The sequence below is a fragment of the Streptomyces sp. NPDC052496 genome, from assembly GCF_040679095.1.
Taxonomy (GTDB): Bacteria; Actinomycetota; Actinomycetes; order Streptomycetales; family Streptomycetaceae; genus Streptomyces.
Window position 1 is genome coordinate 91,703 of the sequence record NZ_JBFAUH010000006.1, and the last position, 24,540, is coordinate 116,242.

The following is a 24,540-nucleotide window of genomic DNA, read 5'->3' on the forward strand; positions in this document are numbered from 1 at the left end:
GTCACGCACCCGCGATCGTGGCGAAGGCGTGCTCGTGGTCACGCCGGCGCTGCCGGTCCCTCGCGAAGACCTCGCGGGCGACCCGGGCGAGCGCCAGGGCCGGGGCGCGCAGGTCGAGCCGGCTCGCGCGGGAGACGTCCTCGCCCCACTCCACGGGAATCGTGCGCGCACCGTGCAAGGCCCCCGCGACAGCGCCGCTCATGGTGGCGATGGAGTCGCAGTCGCGTCCGTAGTTGACCGAGCCCAGGACGGTGCTGCGGAAGTCGCCCGCGCCGACGAGCAGCATGCCCAGGGCGATCGGAAGCTCTTCGATGGCGTGCGTCCGGGACGGGCGCCGTGCCCCGAGGGAGGGCTCCCGGTAGACGGGGCCCACCGTGTCGAAGGGCGCGACGGCCGTCCGCAGGGGCGTCAGTGCGGCCTCGAAGTCCGTGTACCCGCCGGCCACTTCGCAGACGGCCTCGATGGCGGCCCGTGTCCCGTCCTTGGCGAGGCGCAGTACGTCCTCGACCACGGAGGCGGGCGTGGCCCGCGGTTTGCAGGCGGCGGCCACCGCGGCCGCGAAGACGCCGGCGGCCTCACGTCCGTACGAGGACTGGTGGGCGCCGGCGAGGTCCAGGGCCTCCGCGTAAGCGCCTTCGGGGTAACCGGCGTTGACGATGCCGACCGGCGCCATGTACATCGCCGCGCCGCAGTTGACGATGTTGCCGACACCCGCTTCGCGTGGGTCGATGTGCCCGTAGTGCAGCCGGGTCACCAGCCACTTCTCGGCGAGGAAGAGACGGTGCAGCGGGAGTGCCTCGGCCTCCAGCTCGGGGATCCAGCGGGGCGTGTCGATCAGGTCGGGCACCAGGTGCTCGGCGACGGCGTACGCGTCCAGGTGATCGCGGACCTTTTCGTAGACCCGCACCAGCGCATGGGTCATGAGGGTGTCGTCGGTGACGTGTCCGTCGCCCTTGTGGTAGGGCGCGAGCGGCCGCGCGGTGCGCCAGTCGGCGTGGAAGGGGCCGACGATGCCCGTGACGCGGCCACCGTGCCGCGCTGTGATCTGCTCCGGTGTGCAGCCCTCGACGGGCCCGCCGAGGGCGTCACCGACCGCGGCACCGGCCAGGCAGCCGATCGCCCGGTCCTCCAGGGACGGGCACGAGGACTCTGCCTGCGGCGGTGCCTGCACCTGTGCCTGGCGTTCGTGCGGTCGGGGTTGGGGTTGGGGCTGGGGTGTGGGCGAGGCGGAATACGTCATGACCGGTCGGTCCTTCCGGGACGGGGTTCCGACGTACGAGGGCGGGGCCGGGGACTCTGGGGTGTCCCCGGCGGGTGGGCGGTCGGCTGGGGTGCGGTCAATTCCGTACGGGCCAGTCGCGCCGCCAGTTCGACGAGGTCGGTGCCTGCCAGGCGGGGCAGTGCGCACCCCGAGAGGATTCGGCAGGCGCCACGCCAGCTGCCGGGGAGGCCGGGCGCACCGCTGATCGCTCCGGTCAGCGCGCCCGTGAGCGCGGGGGCGGAGTCGGCGACGCGGGACAGGCAGGCAGCGGCGGGCACGGCCTCGGCCGGCCGGCCACCACCCGCGATACCGAGGGCGAGCGCCACCGGGACGGTCTCGGCCGCGGCGATGCCGTAGCTGTAGACGTGATCGACGATCTCGTGCTCCAGGGTGGGCACGAGGGCGAACGCGTCACCGGAACCGGTACAGGAGCCGGGACGGTCCGTCGCCACGGCGCGGGCCAGGCGTACCGCGTGCAGGGCGTTGCGGCGGATCTCCGTCCCCTCCGGCAACTGGGCCAGCGCCACGTCGGCGCAGGCGGCCGCCGAGGCGCCGCCGAGCGCCGCCGCGACGGCGGCGGCCATGGCACGCGCACCGTGCACACCGTCGCCGTCCTGGGTGTACCGGGCGTCGAACTCGGCCAGTTCCGCGGCGGCGAGCGGATCGCCGGGGTGGACGACGGCCAGCACACAGGCCCGTACGCAGGCGGCGTCGTCGAAGAAGTGCGGGTTGTCGTGGCCGGTGGCCGGCGGGCGGAGTCCGGCGGCGAGGTTGCCGAGCCCGGCCCGTACGGAGATGCGGGCGCGCAGGGGCAGCACCGCCGACTCGACCTCGGGCGCCCGCTCGGCGGCGGCGGCGATCTCGTCGGCCAGCGCGTTCCACGCGAGGTCGATGGCGGTGCGCAGCCGGCGGTCCCGGCCGAGGTCACCGAGCGGGGTGCCCGCGGAGGTCAGGACGGCCTCCGCGGTGAAGGCCGCCCATTCGGCGTCGTCCGACGGGCCCAGGCGCAGCGGTTCCGGCGGCTGGTTGAGGGCGATGGGGACGGGCAGGGTGGTCGTCGCGTTCTGCTCGGCGAACGTGTCGAGCTCGCGGGTCAGCCGCCGGGTCCACTCAGGCATCCGCGCCGCCCGGTGGCGCGCCGCCGGCCACCCGGCGGCGTCCCCCGCCGCCAGCCCGAGCAGCAGCCCTTCGATACGGCCCGGTACGGCACTCGCGTCGTCATACGGGAGATCGTCGGCCGCGAACGGGGCGCCGCGCCGGTCCGCTCCGGTGCACCTCGGTGGGGGACGGGTGGCCGGTGACCGGTCCGCATCGGACCGAGCGGGTGGCGGGAAGGTGGCGCCGGTGAGCGTGGTGGCACCGGCCTCCGCCGAGGCCCGGCGCTCGCCCGCGGGGCGCGGCTCGCGGGTCATGACGCCGTCACCTCGTCCGGCAGGGGAGTGAGCAACTCCGCGACATCCAGGACGTGATAGCCGGCCATGGACGGAAGGCAACTGCCGCGGACCGGGCCGATGGCCCGCGCCCACTCCTCCGGGACGGCTCCGGCACCGCCCAGCGCACCCGCCAGAGCGCCCGCGACCGCCGCGGTCGTATCGGCGTCCCGGCCCATGTTGACCGCCGTCAGCACCGAGGCGCTGAAGTCGCCGCGCGCCGCCGCGAACGCGCCGAACGCCAGCCCCACCGCCTCGGGCGCCAGGTCGGTCCACGGATAGCCGCCGATGACGACGGCGGAGCGGACCGCGCGCTCGGTGCCGAGCTGGGTGCTGCCCGGGGTGAGCCGGGAGCGCTGGGCGGCGGCGACCGCGCGGCGCAGCGAGCGGGCGGTCCAGGAGTCCTCGGGTACCACGGACAGCGCCGCTGCTATGACGGCGTCCGTGGACCCGGCCACCATCGCCGCGGCGACACCGGCGGCCACGGCCCGGCCCCCGTAGATCCCTTCGCCTTCGTGGCTGACCGTGCCGTCCACGGCGACGAGCCGGGCGGCCTCGGCGGGGCGGCCGGCGGCGAAGACGCCGAAGGGCGCGGCGCGCATGGCCAGGCCGTCGCTCCAGGCGTGGCGGTGCTGGGCGGAGATGGGGGCGGCCAGCCCGCGGCGCAGGTTCTCCAAGGTGCCGCGCTCGCTGAAACCGGCGCCGCGGAACGGGCCTTCGTCCAGGTCGGCGATCCACCGGTGCCAGGCCGCCTCGACGTGCGCCACGGTGAGCGACGAGCCGTGCTCGGCCAGCAGCAGCCCGGAGAAGACGGCGTACTCGGTGTCGTCCGTACCGGCCGGGTCGTCCGTCACGAAACCCTCGATACGGCCCCAGCGTTGACGGATCTGCGACGGCTTCATGTTCTCCGCGGGGGCGCCGAGCGCGTCACCGACAGCGAGACCGAGCAGGGCGCCGCGGGCGCGCTCCCGCAGACCGGCGGGGCACTCGGACCGGGGAGGCGGCACCGGGCGCAACAGCGGGCGCCGGACCGACGGGGGCTTCGGGAGCGGAAGGTGCAGTGCGCTCATGTGCGTGCCGATCTGTTGAGCGGTTGGCGGTTGGCGGTTGGTGGTGTGAGGGGCGGCGGGGAGGCCGGTGGAGGAGCGAGGGGAGGGGGCGAAGGGCGCGGAGCAGGGCGGGCGTTGGCGGGCACGTACGGGGACGTACGCGCCGTGCGACGCGCGAGCGCGTCCCGAGCGGGATGCGGCGAGTGGCGGATGACCCGGAGGCGGCGAGCAGCGGGCGACCGGGAGGCGGTCCCGACGCGGGGTGTCCGGCCGGGGCGGCACACCCCGGCCGGGCGTCATATGGAATCGACCGGAGCGGAGGAAGCGCGGACGATCAGGCGGGGCATGACGGTCTCGCGGCGGGCCGGTGCGCGCGGAGCGCCGGCGGGCTCGCGCAGCCGGTCCAGCATCATCTGTGCCGCGATCCGGCCGCGCTCGGCCGATCCCAGGTCCACGCTGGTCAGCGGCGGCCACCCGGCCCGGGCGAGGAGCGTGTCGTCCATACCCACCACCGCGACGTCACCGGGAATGGACAGGCCTCGGGAGTGCAGCGCCTGCGAACCGCCCAGCGCCAGCTGGTCGTTGGCGCAGAAGACGGCGTCGAGGTCGGGCCGGGCGTCGAGCAGCCCGTGCAGCGCCGCGGCACCCGCCTCGACGGTGAAGTCCGTGGTCGCCGTCAGCGTCGGGTCCAGCTCGATGCCGCAGGACTCCAGGCCGGTGCGGTAGCCGAGGGCGCGGTGGTGGCCGGGCACCGTGTCGGCGGGGCCGTTGACGAAAGCGATACGGCGTCTGCCCGTCTCGGCCAGATGCCGTACGGCTGCCGCGGCGCCGGTCACGGAGTCGGCGCGGACGCTGTCCACGAGCGGGCCGTGCGGTGGGCCGTCGGGCAGGGAGCCGATGACGACGACCGGGCGGGCGGCCCGGGCGAGGGCCTCCAGATGCCGGGGGGTGACGCGGATCGGGCACAGGATCAGCCCGTCGCTCGTCCGGTCGGCGAGGTCGCGCAGCACGGCCAGTTCGTCCGCGACGACGGCGTCGGTGGAGTGCAGCAGCAGGCGGTAGCCCGCCGGTTTCATGACGGCCTGTATCTCGCGGACCATGGAGACGTAGGCCGGGTTGCCGATGTCCTGCATGGCGAACGTGAGCTGCATGGAGCGGCCGCCCTTGAGGGAGCGGGCCACCGCGTTGGCGACATAGCCCAGTTCGGCGGCGGCCCGCTCGACGCGGGTGACCGTGTCGGGGCGTGCCCCGTGGCCGTTCAGCACCCGCGACACGGAGGCGATGGACACCCCGGCCCGCGCCGCGATGGTCTCCACGGTGGGCGCCCCGCCGAGCCGGGCCCCAGCCCCGCCGCCATCGGCGGCCCCCGGCCCACCGTCGGCCCGCACCCCCGGCCCGCCACCGCCCCCGGCCCTCGTCCCACCACTCCCGTACTCCCGCTCTCCCACCTTCGGTCCCATCCCCAACGCCCCTTCGCGCACCGGCTACTGAAAACGTTTACAGAATCCCGCTCCGCCACCCCCACCGCACTGAGGTTTTCCGCAGTCTTGAATGCGGATTCCCGCACCCCGCCGCGCGCCGCCGCACCCCGCCGCACCCCGCCGCACCCCATCCCATGTGATCCACCCCTCACCACCGCCCGCCCCTCCCACAAACCCGCAGGTCAGCGCGGTAAGTTCGGCCTTCCTTGCTAGCGCGACAGGGTGAGCGGCGCATAGCTTCGAGGTGTCGAAGGGGGAAGCGCCGACATCGGCCCACACCTCGCGAGAAGGGAACGGGTCCTCATATGTCCGTCATGGATGTCATGGACGCTTCGGCGCCCACCCACATTGCGCACCGCGACAACCACACCCACCGCGACGTGAACGGTGGCTGGCTGCGCCCCGCCGTCTTCGGCGCGATGGACGGACTGGTGTCCAACCTGGCCCTGATGACCGGTGTCGCCGGCGGCGCGGTCTCGCAGCAGACCATCATCATCACCGGTCTCGCGGGCCTGGCGGCCGGCGCCTTCTCGATGGCGGCCGGTGAGTACACCTCGGTGGCCTCTCAGCGGGAGCTGGTCCTGGCCGAGCTGGACGTGGAGCGGCGTGAGCTGCGTAAACACCCCAAGGACGAGCTGGAGGAGCTGGCCGCGCTCTACGAGTCGCGCGGTGTGGAGCCGAAGCTGGCCCGTGAGGTGGCCAAGCAGCTGTCGAAGGACCCGGAGCAGGCGCTGGAGATCCACGCCCGCGAGGAGCTGGGCATCGACCCGTCCGACCTGCCCTCCCCGGCGGTCGCCGCCGTCTCGTCCTTCGGCTCCTTCGCGCTGGGCGCCCTGCTGCCCGTCCTGCCGTACCTGCTGGGCGCCTCCCAGCTGTGGCCCGCGGTGCTGCTGGCGCTGGTGGGGCTCTTCGGGTGCGGGGCCGTCGTGGCGCGGGTGACGGCGCGGTCCTGGTGGTTCAGCGGCCTGCGGCAGCTGGCCCTGGGTGGCGCGGCGGCGGGTGTGACGTACGTCCTGGGCGCATTGTTCGGTACGGCCGTAGGGTGACCCCTCGTGCAGCGCTATGCGGGCGCTCGCATAACTAAACTGTTACTTGGCGGTTTCGTTCGACTGGGGGCCGGGCATAAGGCCCAAGCGTTGCGGGCAATGTCGCCTGCTCGAAAACGACGCACACGACGCCGGTGGAGGCCGATCCGTCCGCCCGCGTCCCCGGTCCACCGCCACGAGTGGTGTCCGCATTCTGGAAGGCTCTATCCGCTTTTCGAGAAGCGAGCCATCCTGTAACCTGCACGAAATTTCGCGGAGGGCCAACGTCGTCCCTCGGCACCTCACATGCCACGACGACGTTGGGAGAGCCGATGCGTTCCGCGTCCACGCACTCCGCGACCACCGGCAGCGCCAGCGCCGCCCCCTGGTCGCCCATGGACGGGCGCCCCGCCCGGCAGGGGATGTACGACCCCCGCAACGAGCACGACGCCTGCGGTGTCGGCTTTGTGGCGACCCTCACCGGCGAGGCCAGCCACGCACTGGTCGAACAGGCCCTCACCGTCCTGCGCAACCTGGAACACCGCGGCGCGACCGGTTCCGAGCCCGACTCCGGGGACGGCGCCGGCATCCTGCTCCAGGTCCCGGACGCCTTCCTGCGCGAGAGCGTCACCTTCGGCCTGCCCGCCGCCGGCGCGTACGCCGTGGGCATCGCCTTCCTGCCGTCCGTGGCCGAGGATGCCGCGGCCGCCGTCTCGCGGATCGAGACGATCGCGTCCGAGGAGGGCCTGGAGGTCCTCGGCTGGCGCGTCGTCCCGGTGGCCCCGCAGCTGCTCGGCAACGGCGCCCGCGCCACGATGCCCGCCTTCTCCCAGCTGTTCGTCGCCGACAAGCACGGCAAGGACACCGGCCTCGCCCTGGACCGCAAGGCGTTCGTGCTGCGCAAGCGCTGCGAGCGCGAGGCGGGCGTCTACTTCCCGTCGCTGTCCGCGCGCACCATCGTCTACAAGGGCATGCTCACGACCGGGCAGCTGGAGCCGTTCTTCCCGGACCTGTCCGACCGCCGCTTCGCCACCGCCATCGCGCTGGTGCACTCCCGCTTCTCCACCAACACCTTCCCGAGCTGGCCGCTGGCCCACCCGTACCGCTTCGTCGCCCACAACGGTGAGATCAACACCGTCCAGGGCAACCGCAACTGGATGCGGGCCCGTGAGTCGCAGCTCGCCAGCAAGCTCTTCGCGGACGCCACCGGCAACAGCGAGAACCTGGAGCGCCTGTTCCCGGTCTGCACGCCGGACGCCTCCGACTCGGCCTCCTTCGACGAGGTTCTGGAGCTGCTGCACCTCGGCGGCCGTTCGCTGCCGCACTCGGTGCTGATGATGGTCCCGGAGGCCTGGGAGAACAGCACCTCCATGGACCCGGCGCGGCGGGCCTTCTACGCGTACCACTCCACGATGATGGAGCCCTGGGACGGCCCGGCCTGCGTCACCTTCACCGACGGCACCCAGGTCGGCGCGGTCCTGGACCGCAACGGTCTGCGCCCGGGGCGCTACTGGGTCACCGACGACGGCCTGGTGGTCCTCTCCTCCGAGGTCGGCGTCCTGGACATCGACCCGGCCAAGGTCGTGCGCAAGGGCCGCCTGCAGCCCGGCCGGATGTTCCTGGTGGACACCGCCGAGCACCGCATCATCGAGGACGACGAGATCAAGGCGCAGCTCGCTGCCGAGCACCCGTACCAGGAGTGGCTGGACGCGGGCCTGATCGAGCTGGCCGACCTGCCCGAGCGCGAGCACATCGTGCACACCCACGCCTCGGTCACCCGCCGCCAGCAGACCTTCGGCTACACGGAGGAGGAGCTGCGCGTCATCCTGGCGCCGATGGCCAAGGCCGGCGCCGAGCCGATCGGTTCCATGGGCACGGACTCGCCGATCGCCGCCCTCTCCGAGCGCCCGCGGCTGCTGTTCGACTACTTCACCCAGCTGTTCGCGCAGGTCACCAACCCGCCGCTGGACGCCATCCGCGAGGAACTGGTCACTTCACTGATCTCCTCGCTCGGCCCGCAGGGCAACCTGCTGGAGCCGACCGCGGCCTCCTGCCGCAGCGTCATGCTGCCGTTCCCGGTGATCGACAACGACGAGCTGGCCAAGCTCATCCACATCAACGCCGACGGCGACATGCCGGGCATGAAGGCCGTCACCCTCTCCGGCCTGTACCGCGTCTCCGGGGGCGGCGACGCGCTGGCCGCCCGTATCGCGGAGATCTGCGCCGAGGCCGACGCCGCCATCGAGGCCGGCGCCCGCCTGATCGTGCTCTCCGACCGGCACTCGGACGCCGAGCACGCACCGATCCCGTCCCTGCTGCTCACCGCCGCGGTGCACCACCACCTCATCGGCACCAAGCAGCGCACCCAGGTCGGTCTGCTCGTGGAGGCCGGTGACGTGCGTGAGGTGCACCACGTCGCGCTGCTCATCGGGTACGGCGCCGCCGCCGTCAACCCGTACCTGGCGATGGAGTCCGTCGAGGACCTGGTCCGCGCCGGCACCTTCCTGCCGAAGGACACCGACCCCGAGGTCGCGATCAAGAACCTGATCAAGGCGCTCGGCAAGGGCGTCCTGAAGGTGATGTCCAAGATGGGCATCTCCACCGTCGCCTCCTACCGGGGCGCGCAGGTCTTCGAGGCCGTCGGTCTGGACCAGTCCTTCGTGGACGCGTACTTCCACGGCACCACCACGAAGATCGGCGGCGCTGGCCTCGACGTGATCGCCAAGGAGGTCGCCGCCCGGCACGCCAAGGCGTACCCGGCCACCGGCATCGCCGCCACCCACCGCGCGCTGGAGATCGGCGGCGAGTACCAGTGGCGCCGCGAGGGCGAGCCGCACCTCTTCGACCCGGACACGGTCTTCCGCCTCCAGCACTCCACCCGCTCGCGCCGCTACGACATCTTCAAGCAGTACACCGAGCGGGTGAACGAGCAGTCCGAGCGCCTGATGACGCTGCGCGGCCTGTTCTCCTTCAAGTCGGACCGCCCCTCGGTGCCGCTGGAGGAGGTGGAGCCCGTCTCCGAGATCGTCAAGCGCTTCTCGACGGGCGCGATGTCGTACGGCTCCATCTCCCAAGAGGCGCACGAGACCCTCGCCATCGCCATGAACCAGCTGGGCGGCAAGTCCAACACCGGTGAGGGCGGCGAGGACCCGGAGCGCCTGTACGACCCGGCGCGCCGCTCCGCGATCAAGCAGGTGGCCTCCGGCCGCTTCGGCGTGACCAGCGAGTACCTGGTCAACTCCGACGACATCCAGATCAAGATGGCGCAGGGCGCCAAGCCCGGCGAGGGCGGCCAGCTGCCCGGCCACAAGGTCTACCCCTGGGTCGCCAAGACCCGGCACTCGACGCCCGGCGTGGGCCTGATCTCCCCGCCGCCGCACCACGACATCTACTCCATCGAGGACCTCGCCCAGCTCATCCACGACCTGAAGAACGCCAACCCGCAGGCCCGCATCCACGTGAAGCTGGTCTCCGAGGTCGGCGTCGGCACGGTCGCCGCGGGCGTCTCCAAGGCGCACGCGGACGTGGTCCTGATCTCCGGACACGACGGCGGTACGGGCGCCTCGCCGCTGACCTCCCTGAAGCACGCGGGCGGCCCCTGGGAGCTGGGCCTGGCCGAGACGCAGCAGACGCTGCTGCTCAACGGCCTACGCGACCGGATCGTGGTGCAGACCGACGGCCAGCTCAAGACCGGCCGCGACGTGGTCATCGCCGCCCTGCTGGGCGCCGAGGAGTACGGCTTCGCGACTGCGCCGCTGGTGGTCTCCGGCTGCGTCATGATGCGCGTCTGCCACCTGGACACCTGCCCCGTCGGCATCGCCACCCAGAACCCGACGCTGCGCGAACGCTTCAGCGGCAAGGCCGAGTACATCGTCAACTTCTTCCAGTTCATCGCGGAGGAGGTCCGCGAGATCCTCGCCGAGCTGGGCTTCCGCTCGCTGGACGAGGCGATCGGCCACGCCGGCCTGCTGGACACCTCCAAGGCCGTCAAGCACTGGAAGGCACAGGGCCTGGACCTGGCCCCGCTGCTGCACGTGCCCGAGCTGCCCGAGGGCGCCGTACGCCACCAGGTCACCATCCAGGACCACGGCCTGGAGAAGGCGCTCGACAACGAGCTGATCAAGCTGTCCGCCGACGCGCTGTCCGCGGACACCGCCGAGGCCGCGCAGCCCGTACGGGCGCAGATCGCGATCCGGAACATCAACCGGACCGTCGGCACCATGCTCGGCCACGAGGTGACCAAGAAGTTCGGCGGCGCGGGCCTGCCCGACGACACCATCGACATCACCTTCACCGGCTCGGCCGGCCAGTCCTTCGGCGCGTTCCTGCCGCCCGGTGTCACGCTGCGCCTGGAGGGCGACGCCAACGACTACGTCGGCAAGGGCCTGTCAGGCGGCCGGATCGTGGTCCGCCCGGACCGCGGCGCCGACCACCTGGCCGAGTACTCGACCATCGCGGGCAACACCCTCGCCTACGGGGCCACCGGCGGCGAACTGTTCCTGCGCGGCCGCGTCGGCGAGCGGTTCTGCGTCCGCAACTCGGGTGCCACGGTGGTCTCCGAGGGCGTCGGCGACCACGGCTGCGAGTACATGACCGGCGGCCACGCCGTCATCCTGGGCGAGACCGGGCGCAACTTCGCGGCCGGTATGTCCGGCGGTATCGCGTACGTGATCGACCTGGACCCGGCCAACGTCAACCGTGAGCTGACCGCTGCCGTATCCACCGAGCTGGACGCCACCGACCGGCAGTGGCTGCACGACGTCGTGCGCCGCCACCAGGAGGAGACCGGCTCCACCGTCGCCGAGAAGCTGCTCGCCGACTGGGACGCCGCGCTGGCCCGCTTCAGCAAGGTCATTCCGGCCACCTACCAGGCAGTGCTCGCCGCCAAGGACGCCGCCGAGCGAGCCGGGCTCTCCGAGTCCGAGACCCACGAGAAGATGATGGAGGCGGCGATCAATGGCTGACCCCAAGGGCTTCCTGACCACCGGCCGCGAGGTCGCCAAGACCCGCCCCGTCGAGGAGCGCGTCCGGGACTGGAACGAGGTCTACGTCCCCGGTTCGCTGCTGCCGATCATCAGCAAGCAGGCCGGGCGCTGCATGGACTGCGGCATCCCCTTCTGCCACAACGGCTGTCCGCTGGGCAACCTCATCCCCGAGTGGAACGACTACGCGTACCGCGAGGACTGGACGGCCGCCAGCGAGCGGCTGCACGCGACCAACAACTTCCCGGAGTTCACCGGTCGCCTGTGTCCAGCCCCGTGCGAGTCGGCCTGTGTGCTGGGCATCAATCAGCCGCCGGTGACCATCAAGAACGTCGAGGTCACCATCATCGACAAGGCGTGGGACAACGGGGACGTCACCCCGCAGCCCCCGGAGCGCCTGTCCGGCAAGACGGTCGCCGTCATCGGTTCGGGCCCGGCGGGCCTGGCCGCCGCCCAGCAGCTGACGCGGGCGGGCCACACCGTGGCCGTCTACGAGCGCGCGGACCGTATCGGGGGCCTCCTCCGCTACGGCATCCCCGAGTTCAAGATGGAAAAGCGCCACATCAACCGCCGCATCGAGCAGATGCGGGCGGAAGGCACCAAGTTCCGTACGGAGGTGGAGATCGGCCGGGACATCGACGCCGCCAAGCTGCGCAAGCGCTACGACGCCGTCGTGATCGCCGCCGGTGCCACCACCTCGCGTGACCTGAAGGTCCCCGGGCGCGAGCTGAACGGCATCCACTTCGCGATGGAGTACCTGCCGCTCGCCAACAAGGTGCAGGAGGGGGACCTGACCGTCGCCCCGATCACCGCCGAGGGCAAGCACGTCGTGGTCATCGGCGGCGGCGACACCGGCGCCGACTGCGTCGGCACCGCGCACCGCCAGGGCGCGAAGTCCGTCACCCAGCTGGAGATCATGGGCAAGCCCGGCGACGAGCGGAACCCGAACCAGCCGTGGCCGACCTTCCCGATGCTCTACAAGGTCACCTCCGCGCACGAGGAGGGCGGCGAGCGGCTGTACTCCGTCTCCACCACCCACTTCGAGGGCGACGAGGACGGCAACGTCCAGTGGCTGCACCTGGTCGAGGTGGAGTTCAAGGACGGCCGTCCCGAGCCGAAGCCGGGCACCGAGCGCAAGATCCCCGCACAGCTGGTCACCCTGGCCATGGGTTTCACCGGCACCGACCAGGAGAACGGCCTGGTCTCACAGTTCGGACTGGAGCTGGACGCGCGCGGCAACATCGCCCGCGACGCCGACTTCGCGACCAACGTCCCCGGCGTGTACGTTGCGGGTGACGCGGGCCGCGGCCAGTCGCTGATCGTGTGGGCCATCGCCGAGGGCCGCTCCGCAGCGCGCGGCGTGGACCGCTACCTCGCGGGCGCCAGCGCGCTGCCCGCGCCCATCAAGCCGACGGACCGCGCACTGACCGTGTAGCGGCCCCGGCTCACAGATGTCCCGCACAACGACGTGCGGAACACCCGCGGCGCCTGTCCACCTCCCCGACCGGAGGGCAGGCGCCGCGACTTATGTGTGACGGATTCAGCGTCCGGTGTCGGGCACCAGCGAGCCGTCCGACGTACGGGGGAGGGCGGCCCTGCTGCTCGGCTTCTGCGCCGTGGCCGCGGCCTTCCCGTTGAGTTCCTGGTGCACCGTACGGGCCACGTTCTCGATCACCTTGACGCCGGCGGGCATGCCGGGGTGGTCCGCGGTCAGGACGACGAGACCGTAATCGTGCCCCTGTCCGGTGAACGCGCCCACGCTGTGCACCCGCCAGCCCCCCGCGGACCGCTGCAGCCACCCGTTCTTCACATGCACCTTCGCGCCCGCCGGCGCGCCGGCCGGAACGCCCCAGCGCTGCTCGGGAATCACCCGGTTCATCAGGTCCAGGGCGTAGGCGCGCGAGGAGGGGGTGAGCACGGAATTGTCGGACGTGAGGAGCCGCAGCAGGGTCAGCTGGTCGGCAGCGTTGATCTGAGTCAGCCCCCAGTACCCTTCCGTGTCCGGCACGGTGTTGTGCATTCCGGCGAGGCTCAGGAAGCTGTTTATCCGCCCGAGGCCGGCCCGCTTCCACAGCGTGGTCGTGGCGTCGTTGTCCGACCTCGTGATCATCTTTTCCGCGAGCTTTTTCTCGTCCGCGGTCAGAATGCGCTGTTCTTCTTGGGCCTGCCGCAAGAGGGTGCCCAGCACCACGACCTTCACGACACTCGCCGAGTCGTACTGCCGGTCCGCGTCGTACGCGCACCGGGTGTCGCTCGTGCGGTCGTACAGGGCGAATGACGTATGGCCGGAAGTATGCGCACTCAACACCTGGCCGAGGCCCTTCGAAAGCCGGTCGGCCAGCCCATCCTTGGCAGACGTGCAGGCCACCTTTGGGGCGGCCGGCTGTGCTCCGGCCGCCTCGGCGGCCGTCGCCGGGGCGGCGACCGCGAGGAGCGAGGAGAGGGCGGCGGTGACAACCGTTACCGCCGAGAGGCGTCGCTGACCGGAACCTGACATGCGTATTCGATGGCGCAAGATGCTTCTCTGCCTTTCTGAGTGGGGTCGTCGGCGTTCATGCCGCGGGAGCATTCAGCATGAGGGAGCCTGTATCAACAGCGAAGACAGTGTCACAGCGGTCACGTACATAGTCGTTGTGGGTGGCGATGACGACGGCGCAGCCGGCCGCGCTCATCTCTCGCAGGATGTCGACGACCATGACGGTGTTGGCGTGGTCGAGAGCGCCGGTCGGCTCGTCCGCGAGCACCAGGCTCGGCTGTTTGACCAGCAACCGGGCGAGGGCCACTCGCTGCTGTTCGCCGCCGCTGAGTTGGTGCACCTTCTCTTTCTCCCGCCCGGCAAGGCCGACCCGGGCGAGGGCTTCGGAGTTGCTGACCGGAAGGCTTCCCCTGGGTGACCGCCGTGGCTTGACTGCGGCCTCGAGGTTGGCCGCGACGGTGGTGTTCTCCATGAGGGCGTAATTCTGGAAAAGGTAGCCCAGGGTTTCGCGCCGGAATGCCCGAACTTGGCGTCGTCCGAATCCTGTGATGTTCTTCCCGTCGTGCCATATCGCGCCGGAGTTAGGCTTTTCGAGCAGTCCCACGCAGTTGAGGAGCGTAGACTTCCCTGATCCGCTGGGGCCGACGAGACCCAGCATCTCGCCACCTTTGACGGTCAGGGTGACGTCCGACCACAGCGTGTGTCGGCCGAAAGATTTCGACAATTTATCGATGTCAATCACAGTGGTGCTCCTGCTGAACGGAAGGTGCGGCGGGCCGGTCATGCTCCGACGGCCCCTTCCTTGGCGATACGGCGGTGGAAGAATGCCAGTGCGACAAGCACTGCGCCGACTTCGACCACAATCAATCCTGTGGTGACGCCGAAGTCCAGCGCGGTGACTTGTACGGGCGGACGAGGCGCAGGAATGCCGAGAGCTGCGTACCGCTTCAGGTCTTGGTTCTGCTGCCAAGCATGGAAGGGAACCCAAGCTGCCAGGAGTACGGCAAGCAGTCCCTCGACTGCCAGAAGCGTTCGGTGGTTCGCGGTGAACCGCCAGCCGCTGAAGTGCTTGACGAAGATCGACTGAGCGTTCTTGCGTGAATAGACGATGCAGACGCCAACGCCGGTTATCAGGAGCACGGCCAGGGCCATCAACAGGTCGAATATCTGCAGCCGAAAATCATTCACCGCGTCACGCATTTGCAATGCGGCGTTCTGTCCCACAGGCCGGATGGCAACCACATAGGTTTCCAGTTTGTTCCGGGATATTCCCGTACGAATGTCATCCGGGTCGGGGAAAACCACGCCACCTTGAGTGGCGAACGCGGTGTATGCGTTGTTCGTGAGAAAATGAGATCCGTTGGGTACGGCGACGATGACTGGGTCGCGTACCAGGGACCGGTCTTCCTTGGAGTTTCGGGCGGCAGTATAGGCTTGGTCGCCGGGGTTGTATCCGAAAACCCGGTGCCCGTTCTTCGCCGTAAGTGTTCGGACCTGCTGCTTCGAGATGAGCTCCGGCTTGGCGGGACTCAGTAGCCCGGGGATTCTGTCCGCGATGGTTGCCGCGTACTGGCTGAGGGACTCAGGGACGAAAAGCCGCACTTGCTGCCGTCGTGCGGATTTCGCACCGTGCTCGCTTGCCGGGTACGGATGCCCCTGGGGATCGAGGATGGGCTGTTCGGCTAGAAATCTCTCGTTGACGATCAGCAGCTCCCCCTGTGGTAGGGCGCCCGGAGAGATGTTCCGGAGTTCCCGGCGTCCGGCGACGATCACCTTGCCCGCCGCGTCCGACTGGCGCAGCCATCGGCCGACCTGCGCCTCCATCTGCGGTATCCGGTCGCCGAGGCTGCCGTTGAGCCGTATGGCAGAGGTGGCGCCGACCTTGGCGTAGACGGTGCGGCTGTCCTCGCGAGAAGCGATGTCCTGACCGGCGAGGACTACGGAGGTGGCAATGCTGAGGGCGAGCAACAAGGCGGGCACGCGCACGAGGTACACGGCAAAAGAGGCCGTACGGGCCGGAAGCTCACCTTTGAGGGCCCGAAGTACATCGGTCTTGAAGGTGAGGGCGAGCACGATCCCATGGGTTGCCAGGATCAAGATCACGAGGAGGCCGGCCAAGCTTACGGACATCAGAGCGAACAGCCTCAGCCAGGCGAGACCGTTGTACAGGCCGAGAAGTGCCATAACAGCGGCGATCACCAGCCCGACGGTGACTCCCGAGAAAGCCGCCAGCTGACGCAGATCACGAAGAAAGACGGCGGCGAACGACTTTCCCTGGAGGCGCAGCACTCCGTAGGTCTTCGCGTTGAGCAGCACGCCGGCGCCCGTCATCGTCACCGCGGCCAGAGCTATCACCCCCAAGGACCAGGCGAGCACCCCGTCCAGGTAGAGAGGAGCCAGTTCAGCGAATGACAAAGGATGGTGCACACTCGCGCGAAGACCGAGACCGGCGAACTCGCGCACCAAGGCGTCGCCGGTCTCGGGCGGCCCGAATACGTAATAAAAGCCGCGTGGGTCACGCTGCCCGATCTCGGTGAGTGGGTGGACCTCGGTCCGGTAGTCCCGGCCGAACGACGGGTATCCGGAGTCCAGCCATTCGGCCTGCTCGGAACCCGGGTCGCCGGAGGTGAGATACAGGTGCCGTCGGCCGTCCGGGTCTTTGAGATCCGGCACCTCGCGGGCGACCGAGACCCTGTGGTCGGCCGCGAATGACGCCACATCGCGAGCTACTTGCGCGCCACTGGTGGAATCGTCGGACTCAAGTGCCCAGACCACAGCTGAGTGCCCCAGCACCCAGTGCTCGTCCAACCCGCGCAAGAACAGAAACGCCACCATCGCGGAGAACGCAAAGACGGCAGCGTAGACGAACTTTATCCCTCGGTGCAGCATCGGTTACCTAGCTCAGCGCACTCGGGGAGCGCGTCTGGTGGGGCTGACTGGACGTGATGACCGCTCTGTGGGGGCGTAGCTGCGACCCCACAGCTCAGGTTCGGTGCCCGAACGGGCACCGAACCCGGTGGTGTCGGTCAGCAGTTGGAGCGGTAGTACGTCTCGTTGCCCCACATCGCCTCTTCGGCCGAGGCGTAGGACCACAGCCCCTTGTCGGTGTTTCCGCTGGAGGCGAAGTACTTCCCCTTGACCGAGGAACCGTGACACGCCGTGGGGTGGTAGTAGTTCGAATACACGTTGTCGTCCTTGGAGCCGTAGTCCCATGTACCGCCACTGACGTTGACCTTCGTGGCCAGTGCCGGTGTAGCGGTTCCGAGGACGATGACGCCTGCCACGACGGCGGCCTTGAACTTGCGGCTGATCTGCACGAATAGCTCCCGTTTGACGAGTCCGGGCCCGGTGGGCCTCGGTCGGGACGTAATGATCAGTTGGGGCATGCTCATGATCAATAGCCAATGGGCTGCATGTCTGGAATCAGGCCTTAAGGCGTGACACGGCGCGCATGCCGGCCCGGCGCTCGGAGGCGGCACGTCATCGTTCTCCTGGCCTTCGCATGCGGTTGCCCGAGCTCCGGTCGGTTACTGTGCGGCAACAGTCAAGTGCGTTGTGGCGCAGCCTGGTTGTCTGTCGGCCTCGCAGTCGAACGCCTACAGGCGCCGGCCTTCCGGGGCCGCGCGCCATCAGTCGCCACTGGGGTCGGCACCCACCCGCGAGGCTGTGACCGGCCCTTCCATCGCGCACTCAACTTCGACAAGTTGGTGGCCGGTAGTCGTACGGATGGCAATCGGCCAGCGGACGTTCGAAAGTGGGCGGCTTGCTAAGGGGCTGGTCGTGGGCCAGGCGATGCGGGCGGGGGGCTGGAGTCGGCAGGTGTGGCGGACGAGTTTTCCGTGGCCTCCGATTGCCCGACCCGTGACTCGACGTGTGCGTCAACGAGCGTGCTGCTCAAGGGCGTTGAGTGATCCTGTGAATGCTCTTGGTTGCGTGGGAGGCCCTCTGTGGCCAGGGTGCCCTGCTCCGGCTGCGAGCGACGGAGAGGGGTGTTCACGTGCCGGGCCGATGAGGTGCGTCTTGTCGTGTCTCAGGTGCTTGATCCAGACATGCAGCTCATTTGCTATTGATCATGAGCATGCCCCAACTGATCATTACGTCCCGACCGAGGCCCACCGGGCCCCGGACTCGTCGAACGGGAGCTATTCGTGCAGATCAGCCGCAAGTTCAAGGCCGCCGTCGTGGCAGGCGTCATCACCCTCGGGGTCGCTACTCCGGCAGTGGCCGCGTCCGTCAATGTCAGTGGCGGCCAGTGGGACTACGGGACCAAGGACGACACTGTGTACTCGAATTACCTGCACCTCAAGCAGTGTCACGGTTCCTCGGTCAAGGGCAAGTACTACGCCTCTAGTGGTGATGTGCAGCCGAGGGGCTGGGCGTACGCGTCGGCGGAAGAGGCGATGTGGGGCAACGAGACGTACTACCGCTCCAACTGCTGACGAGAAGCTCCTCCGGGGGCTCGGGCGCCGCTCCCGTTCGCTGTAGGGGTGGCGCTCCGTGAGCTATTCCCCGACCTGTGTGATCCGGTCGTCTCCCAGGCGGGCCTGGACGTCCTGGAGGAGCAGTTTCAGGAGGGCTGCGAGCTGGTCCTGCTGGTCCGGCTTCAGGCCGCTGACCAGTTCCGTCTCTCGGTGCAGTACCTGGTCCACGGTCTGTTCGACGAGGGTGTGGCCCGCCGGGGTCAGCTCCACCAGGACCGTGCGGGGGCGGCCCTCGCCCGGGCGGCGGGTCACCAGGCCCTCGCGTTCGGCGCGCGCGACGCGCTGGGAGATCGCGCCGGCCGTCACCATCGAACGAGCCGCCAGTTCGCGGGTGCTGAGGGTGTACGGGGTGCCGGCCCGGCGCAGCACGCTCAACAGGTCCAGGGTGGCGGTGTCCACCCCGGCGCGGGCCAGCACCCGGCGCCGGTCGTCGCCCAGCAGCTTCGCCAGCTGCCACAGGGGAGTGACGATCCCGATGGACGAGACGGGCATGCCGGGGCGCTCACGTTCCCAGGCGTCGGCGATCTCCTGGATGGGGTACGGGGCGTCCGCGCTTGCCATGGGCCCTCCTGCGGGTGGTACGTTCAGGTCTAAATTTAGGCCTGAACGAGCCCGGAGCGGGGCTTGGGTCCTGCCCTGGGTGGGGCCCGGGTCCGGAACTGGCTTCAGGTCTGAATTTAGGTCTGCATTTAGGTCTGAACGATCGACGTCGGGAGTCAGCTTATGTCACGCACCATCCTGGTCACCGGCGGCGCCACCGGTATCGGCCTGGCCGTCGCCCGGCACTTCGCCGAGCAGGGCGACGCGGTCACCGTCACCGGCCGTCGCGCCGCGCCCTTGGAGAAGGCCGCCGAGGAGACCGGTGCCCGCGCGGTCGTCTGCGACCACACCGACCCCGCGGCACTGGCCCGCCTCCTGGACGAACTGCCCGAGCGGATCGACGTGCTGGTCAACAACGCCGGCGGCAACACCGACCTGGACGGCGGGCCGGGCGACGACCTGGCCTCGTACGCACGGGCCTTCCGCGCCAACCTCGACGCCAACCTGCTCACCGCGGCTCTCACCACGAAGGCCGTCGAGGACCGGCTCGCGCCGGGCGGCGCCGTCGTGCACATCGGCTCGATCGCCGCGGACCGTGGGGCCGGCTCGGCCGGTGCGTACGGCGCGGCCAAGGCGGGCCTGACCACCTGGAACCTCGACCTGGCGAACGCGCTCGGCGCACGCGGCATCACCGCCAACGTCGTCTCGCCCGGCTACATCGAGGCCACCGAGTTCTTCCGGGACCAGCTCGCCGACGAGCGGCGGGCCCAGCTGGTGGAGGAGACCGCGACCGGCCGCGCGGGCCGGCCGGAGGACGTCGCGGCGGCGGTGGCGTTCCTCGCGTCGGAGGGTGCGCGGCACATCACGGGCCAGGTGCTGAACGTCAATGGTGGGGCGTACAAGACGCGTTGAGGTTGAGATCGAGGTTGAGATTGAGGTTGAGATCGAGACCGAGTAGGGGGCGGGGCGGGGGTCAGTTCGTTGGCTCGGGACGGTCCTCGTCCTCGTCCTCGACCAGGCGGGGTGGGAAGCCGCCCTTGGCGATCGGGCCCCAGCGCAGGGGCGTCACCCGGATCAGCGACTTGCCCTGGGTGAGCATCGCGGCGCGGTACTCGTGCCAGTCCGGGTGCTCGCCCGCGATGTTGCGGTAGTACTCGACCAGCGGCTCGACCGAGTCGGGCGCGTCCAGGATCTCCGCCTCGCCGTCGACCTGTACCCAGGGGCCGTTCCACTCGTCGGACAGCACGAGCACGCTCACCGACGGCGCCCGGCGGGCGTTGCGCACCTTGGCGCGCTCGGGGTACGTCGCCATCACCAGGCGCCCCGAGTCGTCGACGCCGCAGGTCAAGGGCGAGGCCTGCGGCGTGCCGTCGGAGCGCCGGGTGAGCAGGATCGCGCGGTGCCGGGGGCGCACGAACTCCAGCAGGGCGTCGAGGTCCACGCGGGTGTTGGTGGCGATGGAAGGGCTCATACGAACGAGCCTAGGCCGTGGAGCGCACTCGAAGGCGGCGACGTTCCGAGGGCTGCGCGGCCTGTCGTGTCCGCGCTATTGACTAAAAGTCAGTCGGGCACGACCCTGCTGGGCAGCCGTCGTAGCCGCACCCCGGGAGGACTGGTGGGTACAGGTTCGAGTACAGGCGCACGGGCCGGCGCGGGCGCGGACAGCGGAGCGTTCCGCGCCCTGAGCGAAGCGCTCGGCGCCCCGGCCCCGCCCGGCCTCGCGGCCGCCGCGTCCGAAGAACTCGGCGTGCTGACGCGCGCGTTGCGTGCCCGTAAGGAGAGCCACGCCGCAGGCCTGAACGACGCGGCCGAAGAGGCGCTGAAGCTGGTGCCTGCCATCGCCCGCGGACCCGTGCGCCGCATTCTCTTCCGCTGACGCTGACGCTGACGCCGACGCTGACGCTGACGCTGACGCTGACGCCGAGGCAGTGGCTGAGGTGAGGCTGGAGCTGAGGCTGAGGCTGAGGCTGAGGTGAGGCCGGGGCTGAGGCTGAGGTGAGGCCGGGGCTGTTGGGGGCGGTGCGTTGCCGGCGCCTTCGCAGCCGTTGTTTTTGTTTCCGCCGACCGGACGGTGATCTCTATGGACACGCTCAGCAACCGCGCCGAGGCACAGAAGATCGCCCAGCTGCTCGACGTCCTGCCGGAACAGCTGGAGTTCCTGCACGGGCTGCCCGCCGAGGACGTGCGGCAGCTCCGCGCCCGTACCGTCGACGCGCTCTTCGACGACGTGCCGGACATGCTCGACCGCATCGCCGCCGCCACCAAGCTCGTACCGGCCGGTGTCGCCGCCGCGATCTCGCAGAAGGCCCTCGGGCCGCGGCTGGCCGCTTCCGTGGCGGGCCGGCTGGACCCCGGGCGCGCCGCCGACATCATCGAGAAGCTGCCGGTCGCCTTCACCGCCGAGTCCTGCGGCCATCTCGACCCCCGCCGGATCGGCGGCATCGTCGACCGGCTGGACGAGGACCTCGTGGTCCGTATCGCGGTCGCCCTCGCCGAACGTGGCGACCACCTGACGATGGGCCGCTTCGTCGGCCACCTGCGGGACCGGGCCCTGGAACGGATACTGCGGTCCGTCGACGACGAGGTGGTGCTGCGCGTCGGGTTCTTCATCGACATGCCCGAACGGCTCGACGCGATCCTGGAGCTGATGGGGGAGGAGCGGCTGACCTCGGTGGTGGCGGCGGCCGGGAACGGGCTGTGGCCCGAGGCGCTGGCCGTGGCCGGGCTGGCCGGTACGGAACGGCGTGCCAAGGTGGCAACGCTCGCCGCCCGCCAGGACCCCGTACGGCTGGACGGGCTCGTCCGTACCGTGCATGAGCAGGGGCTGTGGGAGTCGCTGCTGCCGCTGGTGGCCCTGCTGTCCGAGGAGGACCGGCGCGCGGTCGCCGCGTTGCCGTCGCTGCGGGACGCCCAGGTGCTCGGCGCGGTCGTGCGGGCGGTGGTCGCGACCGGGCTGTGGGCGGAGTTCCTGCCGCTGGTGGGGGCGTTGCCCGCGGAGTCCCGCAAGGTGGTGGCGGACACGGCGGGGGCGCTGCCGGACGCGGAGCTGGACGCGATGGTGCTGGAGGTCGAGAAGCAGGATTTGTGGGACGCGGTGCTGCCGCTGGTGGAGATGATGGATGAGCCGGCCAAGGTGCGGGTCTTCGCGCTGCCGGCTTTTCAGGGGCAGGGGGAGAGGGAGAGGGAGGGGAGGGGAAGGGGCAGAGGGAGAAGTCCGGGGAGGAGTAGGACAGGAGGGTAGAGGGGGGGAGTTCGCGGTGCGCTCAATTCGCCTTGGGCGCAAAGAGGGTGGCTTCGTGAGGGCTGCCCGTTAGCGTCCGGGGCATGACGCACTCTGCTGCTGCCGATCCCACTCCCGCCGGGCCCGGCCCGGGCGCCGCCGCTCCGACCGCTTCCACCCCGGTCGCTCCCACCCCGACCGTTCCCATTCCGGTCGCTCCCGCCTCGACCGCCCCCACCCCGATCACCCCCGACGTCTGGCACCTGCCGTTCCCGGTGGGGCATGTCTACCTCGTACGGCTGTCGAATGGTGGCCTCGCGGCCGTCGACACCGGTGTGCCGGGTTCGGCTCCCGCCATCCTGGAGGCGGTCACCCGGCTCGGTGGGGCCCCGGAGGCGCTGCGGCAGATCGTGCTGACGCATTCCCACATCGATCACATGGGTTCGGCTGCCGACCTGGTGGCGGCCACCGGTGCGCGCGTCCTGGCGGGCGCGGCGGACGTCCCGTACATCAGCGGTGCCACGCCCGAGCCCCCGCCGGCCTACACCCCCGCCGAGAAGGCGCTGCATGAGCAGGTCATGGCGGGCCTGGCGGAGGCGGGTACGCCGCCGCTGAAGCATGTACGGGTGGACGTCGAGCTTCACGAGGGCGACATCCTCGACGACTGGCCCGAGCCTGCCCACGTGCTCCACGTCCCCGGTCACACACCCGGCAGTACGGCCGTCCACCTGCCCGCCGCCGGTGTGCTGTTCACCGGTGACCTCATAGGAACGGGACCGGACGGCCGGGTCGTCCTCGGCCCCATCAACGTCGACCGGGAGCTGGCCATCTGCTCCTTCCGGCGGCTGGCCGCGCTGCCCGGCCTGGAGACGCTGTGCGTACCGCACGGCATACCGGTCCGTACGGACGTGGGGCGTGTCCTGGAGGCGGCCACGCCGGAGACGGACTGGTTGTGAGCCGCGCGGTACGGGGGTGAGTCACGGGTGCCGGGGCGCGTACGAAACCGTCTCGAACGGCCAGTCCGCGGCCAGCCAGTCGCGGACCGCCTCGTACAGGGGACGGTCCAGCTCGGCCCGGTCGGCCCGCACCCACGAGCGGACCTCCGCACCCCCTCCTCCCTGCCCACCGTGCCCGTCCCGTACCGGATAGATGTACACGCACCCGATCACCTCGCCGTCCGGTATCCCGATGACGGAGTACGTGAAGCCCGTACGGTGCTCGAAGTCCTGGGCGTGCCGCTTGAGGTCGCCGAGGTTCTCCTCCAGGGTCATCCCCGCCGCGGGCGGCCAGCCGCGGCCCGCGAAGCCGGGGGTCGCTTTGATGTGCGCGATGCTGCTGGTCCAGGCGGTGTGGTCGGCGAGGTTGTGGCCGGGGTCGAGGGGTTCCAGCCGGAAGCGGGGGGTGAGCAGTTCACCGGGAACGGCGAAGTCGGCGGGGACGAAAGGCGGTTTGCTCATGGGGCGAGAATAGGGTCCGGTGCGCTGCCTGCCCGCGGCGCTCAAGGGAGACAGAAAGGCTTTCGCCATGCAGCTGCACACCCACGAGTGGGGTACCGGTGACCGGGTCGCGGTGCTGATCCACGGCATCATGTCGGACCACCGGACCTGGCGCCGGGTGGGCCCCGCACTGGCCGATCGCGGCTACCGCGTCATCGCCGTGGACCTGCGCGGTCACGGCGCCAGCCCGCGTGGCCCGTACGGTGACGAGCTGTTCGCTGACGACCTGGTGGAGACCCTGCCCGCGGACGTGGACCTGGCCCTCGGGCACTCGCTCGGCGCGATCGCGCTGTCGATGGCGGCCGAGCGGCTGCGCCCGCGACGCGCCGTGTACTCGGACCCGGCCTGGACCCTCGGCAACACCGAGCGCCCGATGGACCCCGCGCTGTTCGTGGAGTTCAAGCGTGCCAGCCCCCAGATGATCCGGGGCTTCAACCCGCGCTGGGAGGAGGTCGACGTCGAGATCGAGATGGCGACGATCGAGGCGTGGGACTCCGACACGGCGCTGGCCCTGTCCGGCAGTGACCTCAAGGAGCGCATACCGGAGCGGCCGGTGGTGCCCTCTCTGGTGCAGGTGGCCGGGGAGGGTTTCCTGTTCACGGAGGCGGACAAGGAGCGGGTGGCGGCGCGTGGCTTCGAGGTCCGTACGGTCGAGGGCGCGGGGCACACCATTCACCGGGACGACTTCGACGGCTTCATGAAGTCTCTCGAAGGCTGGATCTGAGGGGAGTCCCCCCGGAGGCTGGATCTGAGGGAAGTCCCCCGAAGGCTGGAACTGAGCGGAGAGATTCCTCGAAGGCTGGATCTGAGCGGGGTTCCCGAAGTTCCCGAAGTTTCCGAAGTCCCGAGATTCCGAGTTTCCGAAGTTCGATCCGGTCCGGCGGCCCACGCCCCCTGCCGGAATTGGTGCCAGATGTTCAAACTTGCACCACCTGAGAGGGCGTCGGACGATGGCCGGATGTGGTGGTGGGCTCCGGTTCGCATCCAGGGCGCTTTGCTGCGGTGTGCGACGGCTGATTAGGGTGTGGTCCGTGGTAGTAGCAACCACCCGCTCCGGTCGACCCGCGGACCGGCGACCCGAAATCCCCTGAGGCAGCAC

20 protein-coding genes are annotated in these 24,540 nt (G+C 70.3%); 9 read left to right on the top strand and 11 right to left on the bottom strand.

What is annotated here, in order from left to right; genetic code table 11:
* Position 1: 1 nt before the first annotated feature.
* From AB0L45_RS10740 to AB0L45_RS10755, 4 genes are all read right to left on the bottom strand, one after another.
* Positions 2–1,240, bottom strand: a complete 1,239-nt coding sequence (locus AB0L45_RS10740) for an ADP-ribosylglycohydrolase family protein (protein ID WP_365838231.1) — start codon at positions 1,238–1,240, stop codon at positions 2–4.
* Entirely contained in the window at positions 1,237–2,673 is a 1,437-nt protein-coding gene (locus AB0L45_RS10745; protein WP_365838233.1) for an ADP-ribosylglycohydrolase family protein, read from the bottom strand. The genes AB0L45_RS10740 and AB0L45_RS10745 overlap by 4 nt, the downstream gene beginning before the upstream one ends.
* Positions 2,670–3,761, bottom strand: coding sequence for an ADP-ribosylglycohydrolase family protein (locus AB0L45_RS10750; RefSeq protein ID WP_365838235.1), 1,092 nt, complete (start codon positions 3,759–3,761; stop codon positions 2,670–2,672). Before AB0L45_RS10750 ends, AB0L45_RS10745 begins: the two co-directional genes overlap by 4 nt.
* A 275-nt stretch (positions 3,762–4,036) precedes the next feature.
* Positions 4,037–5,200 carry a LacI family DNA-binding transcriptional regulator gene (locus AB0L45_RS10755; protein WP_365838237.1) on the bottom strand — a complete coding sequence of 388 codons (1,164 nt, stop codon included), beginning with the start codon at positions 5,198–5,200 and terminating at the stop codon, positions 4,037–4,039.
* A gap of 335 nt (positions 5,201–5,535) precedes the next feature.
* On the opposite strand from AB0L45_RS10755, the gene AB0L45_RS10760 reads away from it, so the two are divergent.
* The 3 genes from AB0L45_RS10760 to AB0L45_RS10770 all read left to right on the top strand — a co-directional run bounded on the left by AB0L45_RS10760 (position 5,536) and on the right by AB0L45_RS10770 (position 12,663).
* A complete protein-coding gene (locus AB0L45_RS10760) occupies positions 5,536–6,267 on the top strand; it encodes a VIT1/CCC1 transporter family protein (RefSeq protein WP_365838571.1) in 732 nt (243 codons plus the stop codon).
* Positions 6,268–6,578: 311 nt separating this feature from the next.
* The gene (gene gltB, locus AB0L45_RS10765) at positions 6,579–11,210 is read left to right on the top strand and encodes a glutamate synthase large subunit (protein WP_365838239.1); all 4,632 of its coding nucleotides are present in this window, start codon (positions 6,579–6,581) and stop codon (positions 11,208–11,210) included.
* Entirely contained in the window at positions 11,203–12,663 is a 1,461-nt protein-coding gene (locus AB0L45_RS10770; protein ID WP_365838241.1) for a glutamate synthase subunit beta, read from the top strand. The genes gltB and AB0L45_RS10770 overlap by 8 nt, the downstream gene beginning before the upstream one ends.
* Before the next feature lie 105 nt (positions 12,664–12,768).
* On the opposite strand, the gene AB0L45_RS10775 is transcribed toward AB0L45_RS10770, so the two are convergent.
* The 4 genes from AB0L45_RS10775 to AB0L45_RS10790 all read right to left on the bottom strand — a co-directional run bounded on the left by AB0L45_RS10775 (position 12,769) and on the right by AB0L45_RS10790 (position 17,021).
* Complete coding sequence (locus AB0L45_RS10775) at positions 12,769–13,725, bottom strand: serine hydrolase (RefSeq protein ID WP_365838243.1); 957 nt, start codon at positions 13,723–13,725, stop codon at positions 12,769–12,771.
* Positions 13,726–13,780: 55 nt separating this feature from the next.
* On the bottom strand, positions 13,781–14,446 hold the full coding sequence (locus AB0L45_RS10780) for an ATP-binding cassette domain-containing protein (protein ID WP_365838245.1): 666 nt from the start codon (positions 14,444–14,446) through the stop codon (positions 13,781–13,783).
* A 38-nt stretch (positions 14,447–14,484) separates the two neighbouring features.
* Positions 14,485–16,593, bottom strand: coding sequence for a hypothetical protein (locus AB0L45_RS10785; RefSeq protein WP_365838247.1), 2,109 nt, complete (start codon positions 16,591–16,593; stop codon positions 14,485–14,487).
* A 137-nt stretch (positions 16,594–16,730) separates the two neighbouring features.
* Entirely contained in the window at positions 16,731–17,021 is a 291-nt protein-coding gene (locus AB0L45_RS10790) for a lactococcin 972 family bacteriocin (protein WP_365838249.1), read from the bottom strand.
* Positions 17,022–17,852: 831 nt separating this feature from the next.
* On the opposite strand from AB0L45_RS10790, the gene AB0L45_RS10795 reads away from it, so the two are divergent.
* Positions 17,853–18,143, top strand: coding sequence for a lactococcin 972 family bacteriocin (locus AB0L45_RS10795; RefSeq protein WP_365838250.1), 291 nt, complete (start codon positions 17,853–17,855; stop codon positions 18,141–18,143).
* A gap of 63 nt (positions 18,144–18,206) precedes the next feature.
* Here AB0L45_RS10795 and AB0L45_RS10800 read toward each other — a convergent pair whose 3' ends face one another.
* Positions 18,207–18,746, bottom strand: a complete 540-nt coding sequence (locus AB0L45_RS10800; RefSeq protein ID WP_365838252.1) for a MarR family transcriptional regulator — start codon at positions 18,744–18,746, stop codon at positions 18,207–18,209.
* A 162-nt stretch (positions 18,747–18,908) separates the two neighbouring features.
* On the opposite strand from AB0L45_RS10800, the gene AB0L45_RS10805 reads away from it, so the two are divergent.
* A complete protein-coding gene (locus AB0L45_RS10805) occupies positions 18,909–19,637 on the top strand; it encodes an SDR family oxidoreductase (protein WP_365838254.1) in 729 nt (242 codons plus the stop codon).
* A gap of 61 nt (positions 19,638–19,698) precedes the next feature.
* On the opposite strand, the gene AB0L45_RS10810 is transcribed toward AB0L45_RS10805, so the two are convergent.
* Positions 19,699–20,196 carry a PPOX class F420-dependent oxidoreductase gene (locus AB0L45_RS10810; RefSeq protein WP_365838256.1) on the bottom strand — a complete coding sequence of 166 codons (498 nt, stop codon included), beginning with the start codon at positions 20,194–20,196 and terminating at the stop codon, positions 19,699–19,701.
* 144 nt (positions 20,197–20,340) lie between these two features.
* On the opposite strand from AB0L45_RS10810, the gene AB0L45_RS10815 reads away from it, so the two are divergent.
* The 3 genes from AB0L45_RS10815 to AB0L45_RS10825 all read left to right on the top strand — a co-directional run bounded on the left by AB0L45_RS10815 (position 20,341) and on the right by AB0L45_RS10825 (position 22,901).
* Complete coding sequence (locus AB0L45_RS10815) at positions 20,341–20,601, top strand: hypothetical protein (protein ID WP_365838258.1); 261 nt, start codon at positions 20,341–20,343, stop codon at positions 20,599–20,601.
* Positions 20,602–20,805: 204 nt separating this feature from the next.
* On the top strand, positions 20,806–21,966 hold the full coding sequence (locus AB0L45_RS10820) for a hypothetical protein (protein WP_365838260.1): 1,161 nt from the start codon (positions 20,806–20,808) through the stop codon (positions 21,964–21,966).
* Between the two features lie 83 nt (positions 21,967–22,049).
* Entirely contained in the window at positions 22,050–22,901 is an 852-nt protein-coding gene (locus AB0L45_RS10825) for an MBL fold metallo-hydrolase (protein WP_365838262.1), read from the top strand.
* 21 nt (positions 22,902–22,922) lie between these two features.
* Here the strand turns inward: AB0L45_RS10825 and AB0L45_RS10830 are convergent, their stop codons facing one another.
* Positions 22,923–23,402 (bottom strand): N-acetyltransferase, encoded by a 480-nt coding sequence (locus AB0L45_RS10830; RefSeq protein ID WP_365838264.1) that lies wholly within the window; start codon positions 23,400–23,402, stop codon positions 22,923–22,925.
* 67 nt (positions 23,403–23,469) lie between these two features.
* Here AB0L45_RS10830 and AB0L45_RS10835 point away from each other — a divergent pair, with 67 nt between their 5' ends.
* Positions 23,470–24,165, top strand: a complete 696-nt coding sequence (locus AB0L45_RS10835) for an alpha/beta hydrolase (RefSeq protein ID WP_365838266.1) — start codon at positions 23,470–23,472, stop codon at positions 24,163–24,165.
* Positions 24,166–24,540: the final 375 nt, after the last annotated feature.

Bases quoted from the DNA above. Each gene is read 5' to 3' on its own strand.
- AB0L45_RS10740 (WP_365838231.1), bottom strand. From the start codon at position 1,240: ATGACGTATTCCGCCTCGCCCACACCCCAGCCCCAACCCCAACCCCGA.
- AB0L45_RS10745 (WP_365838233.1), bottom strand. From the start codon at position 2,673: ATGACCCGCGAGCCGCGCCCCGCGGGCGAGCGCCGGGCCTCGGCGGAG.
- AB0L45_RS10750 (WP_365838235.1), bottom strand. From the start codon at position 3,761: ATGAGCGCACTGCACCTTCCGCTCCCGAAGCCCCCGTCGGTCCGGCGC.
- AB0L45_RS10755 (WP_365838237.1), bottom strand. From the start codon at position 5,200: ATGGGACCGAAGGTGGGAGAGCGGGAGTACGGGAGTGGTGGGACGAGG.
- AB0L45_RS10760 (WP_365838571.1), top strand. From the start codon at position 5,536: ATGGATGTCATGGACGCTTCGGCGCCCACCCACATTGCGCACCGCGAC.
- gltB (WP_365838239.1), top strand. From the start codon at position 6,579: ATGCGTTCCGCGTCCACGCACTCCGCGACCACCGGCAGCGCCAGCGCC.
- AB0L45_RS10770 (WP_365838241.1), top strand. From the start codon at position 11,203: ATGGCTGACCCCAAGGGCTTCCTGACCACCGGCCGCGAGGTCGCCAAG.
- AB0L45_RS10775 (WP_365838243.1), bottom strand. From the start codon at position 13,725: ATGTCAGGTTCCGGTCAGCGACGCCTCTCGGCGGTAACGGTTGTCACC.
- AB0L45_RS10785 (WP_365838247.1), bottom strand. From the start codon at position 16,593: ATGCTGCACCGAGGGATAAAGTTCGTCTACGCTGCCGTCTTTGCGTTC.
- AB0L45_RS10800 (WP_365838252.1), bottom strand. From the start codon at position 18,746: ATGGCAAGCGCGGACGCCCCGTACCCCATCCAGGAGATCGCCGACGCC.
- AB0L45_RS10805 (WP_365838254.1), top strand. From the start codon at position 18,909: ATGTCACGCACCATCCTGGTCACCGGCGGCGCCACCGGTATCGGCCTG.
- AB0L45_RS10810 (WP_365838256.1), bottom strand. From the start codon at position 20,196: ATGAGCCCTTCCATCGCCACCAACACCCGCGTGGACCTCGACGCCCTG.
- AB0L45_RS10820 (WP_365838260.1), top strand. From the start codon at position 20,806: ATGGACACGCTCAGCAACCGCGCCGAGGCACAGAAGATCGCCCAGCTG.
- AB0L45_RS10825 (WP_365838262.1), top strand. From the start codon at position 22,050: ATGACGCACTCTGCTGCTGCCGATCCCACTCCCGCCGGGCCCGGCCCG.
- AB0L45_RS10830 (WP_365838264.1), bottom strand. From the start codon at position 23,402: ATGAGCAAACCGCCTTTCGTCCCCGCCGACTTCGCCGTTCCCGGTGAA.
- AB0L45_RS10835 (WP_365838266.1), top strand. From the start codon at position 23,470: ATGCAGCTGCACACCCACGAGTGGGGTACCGGTGACCGGGTCGCGGTG.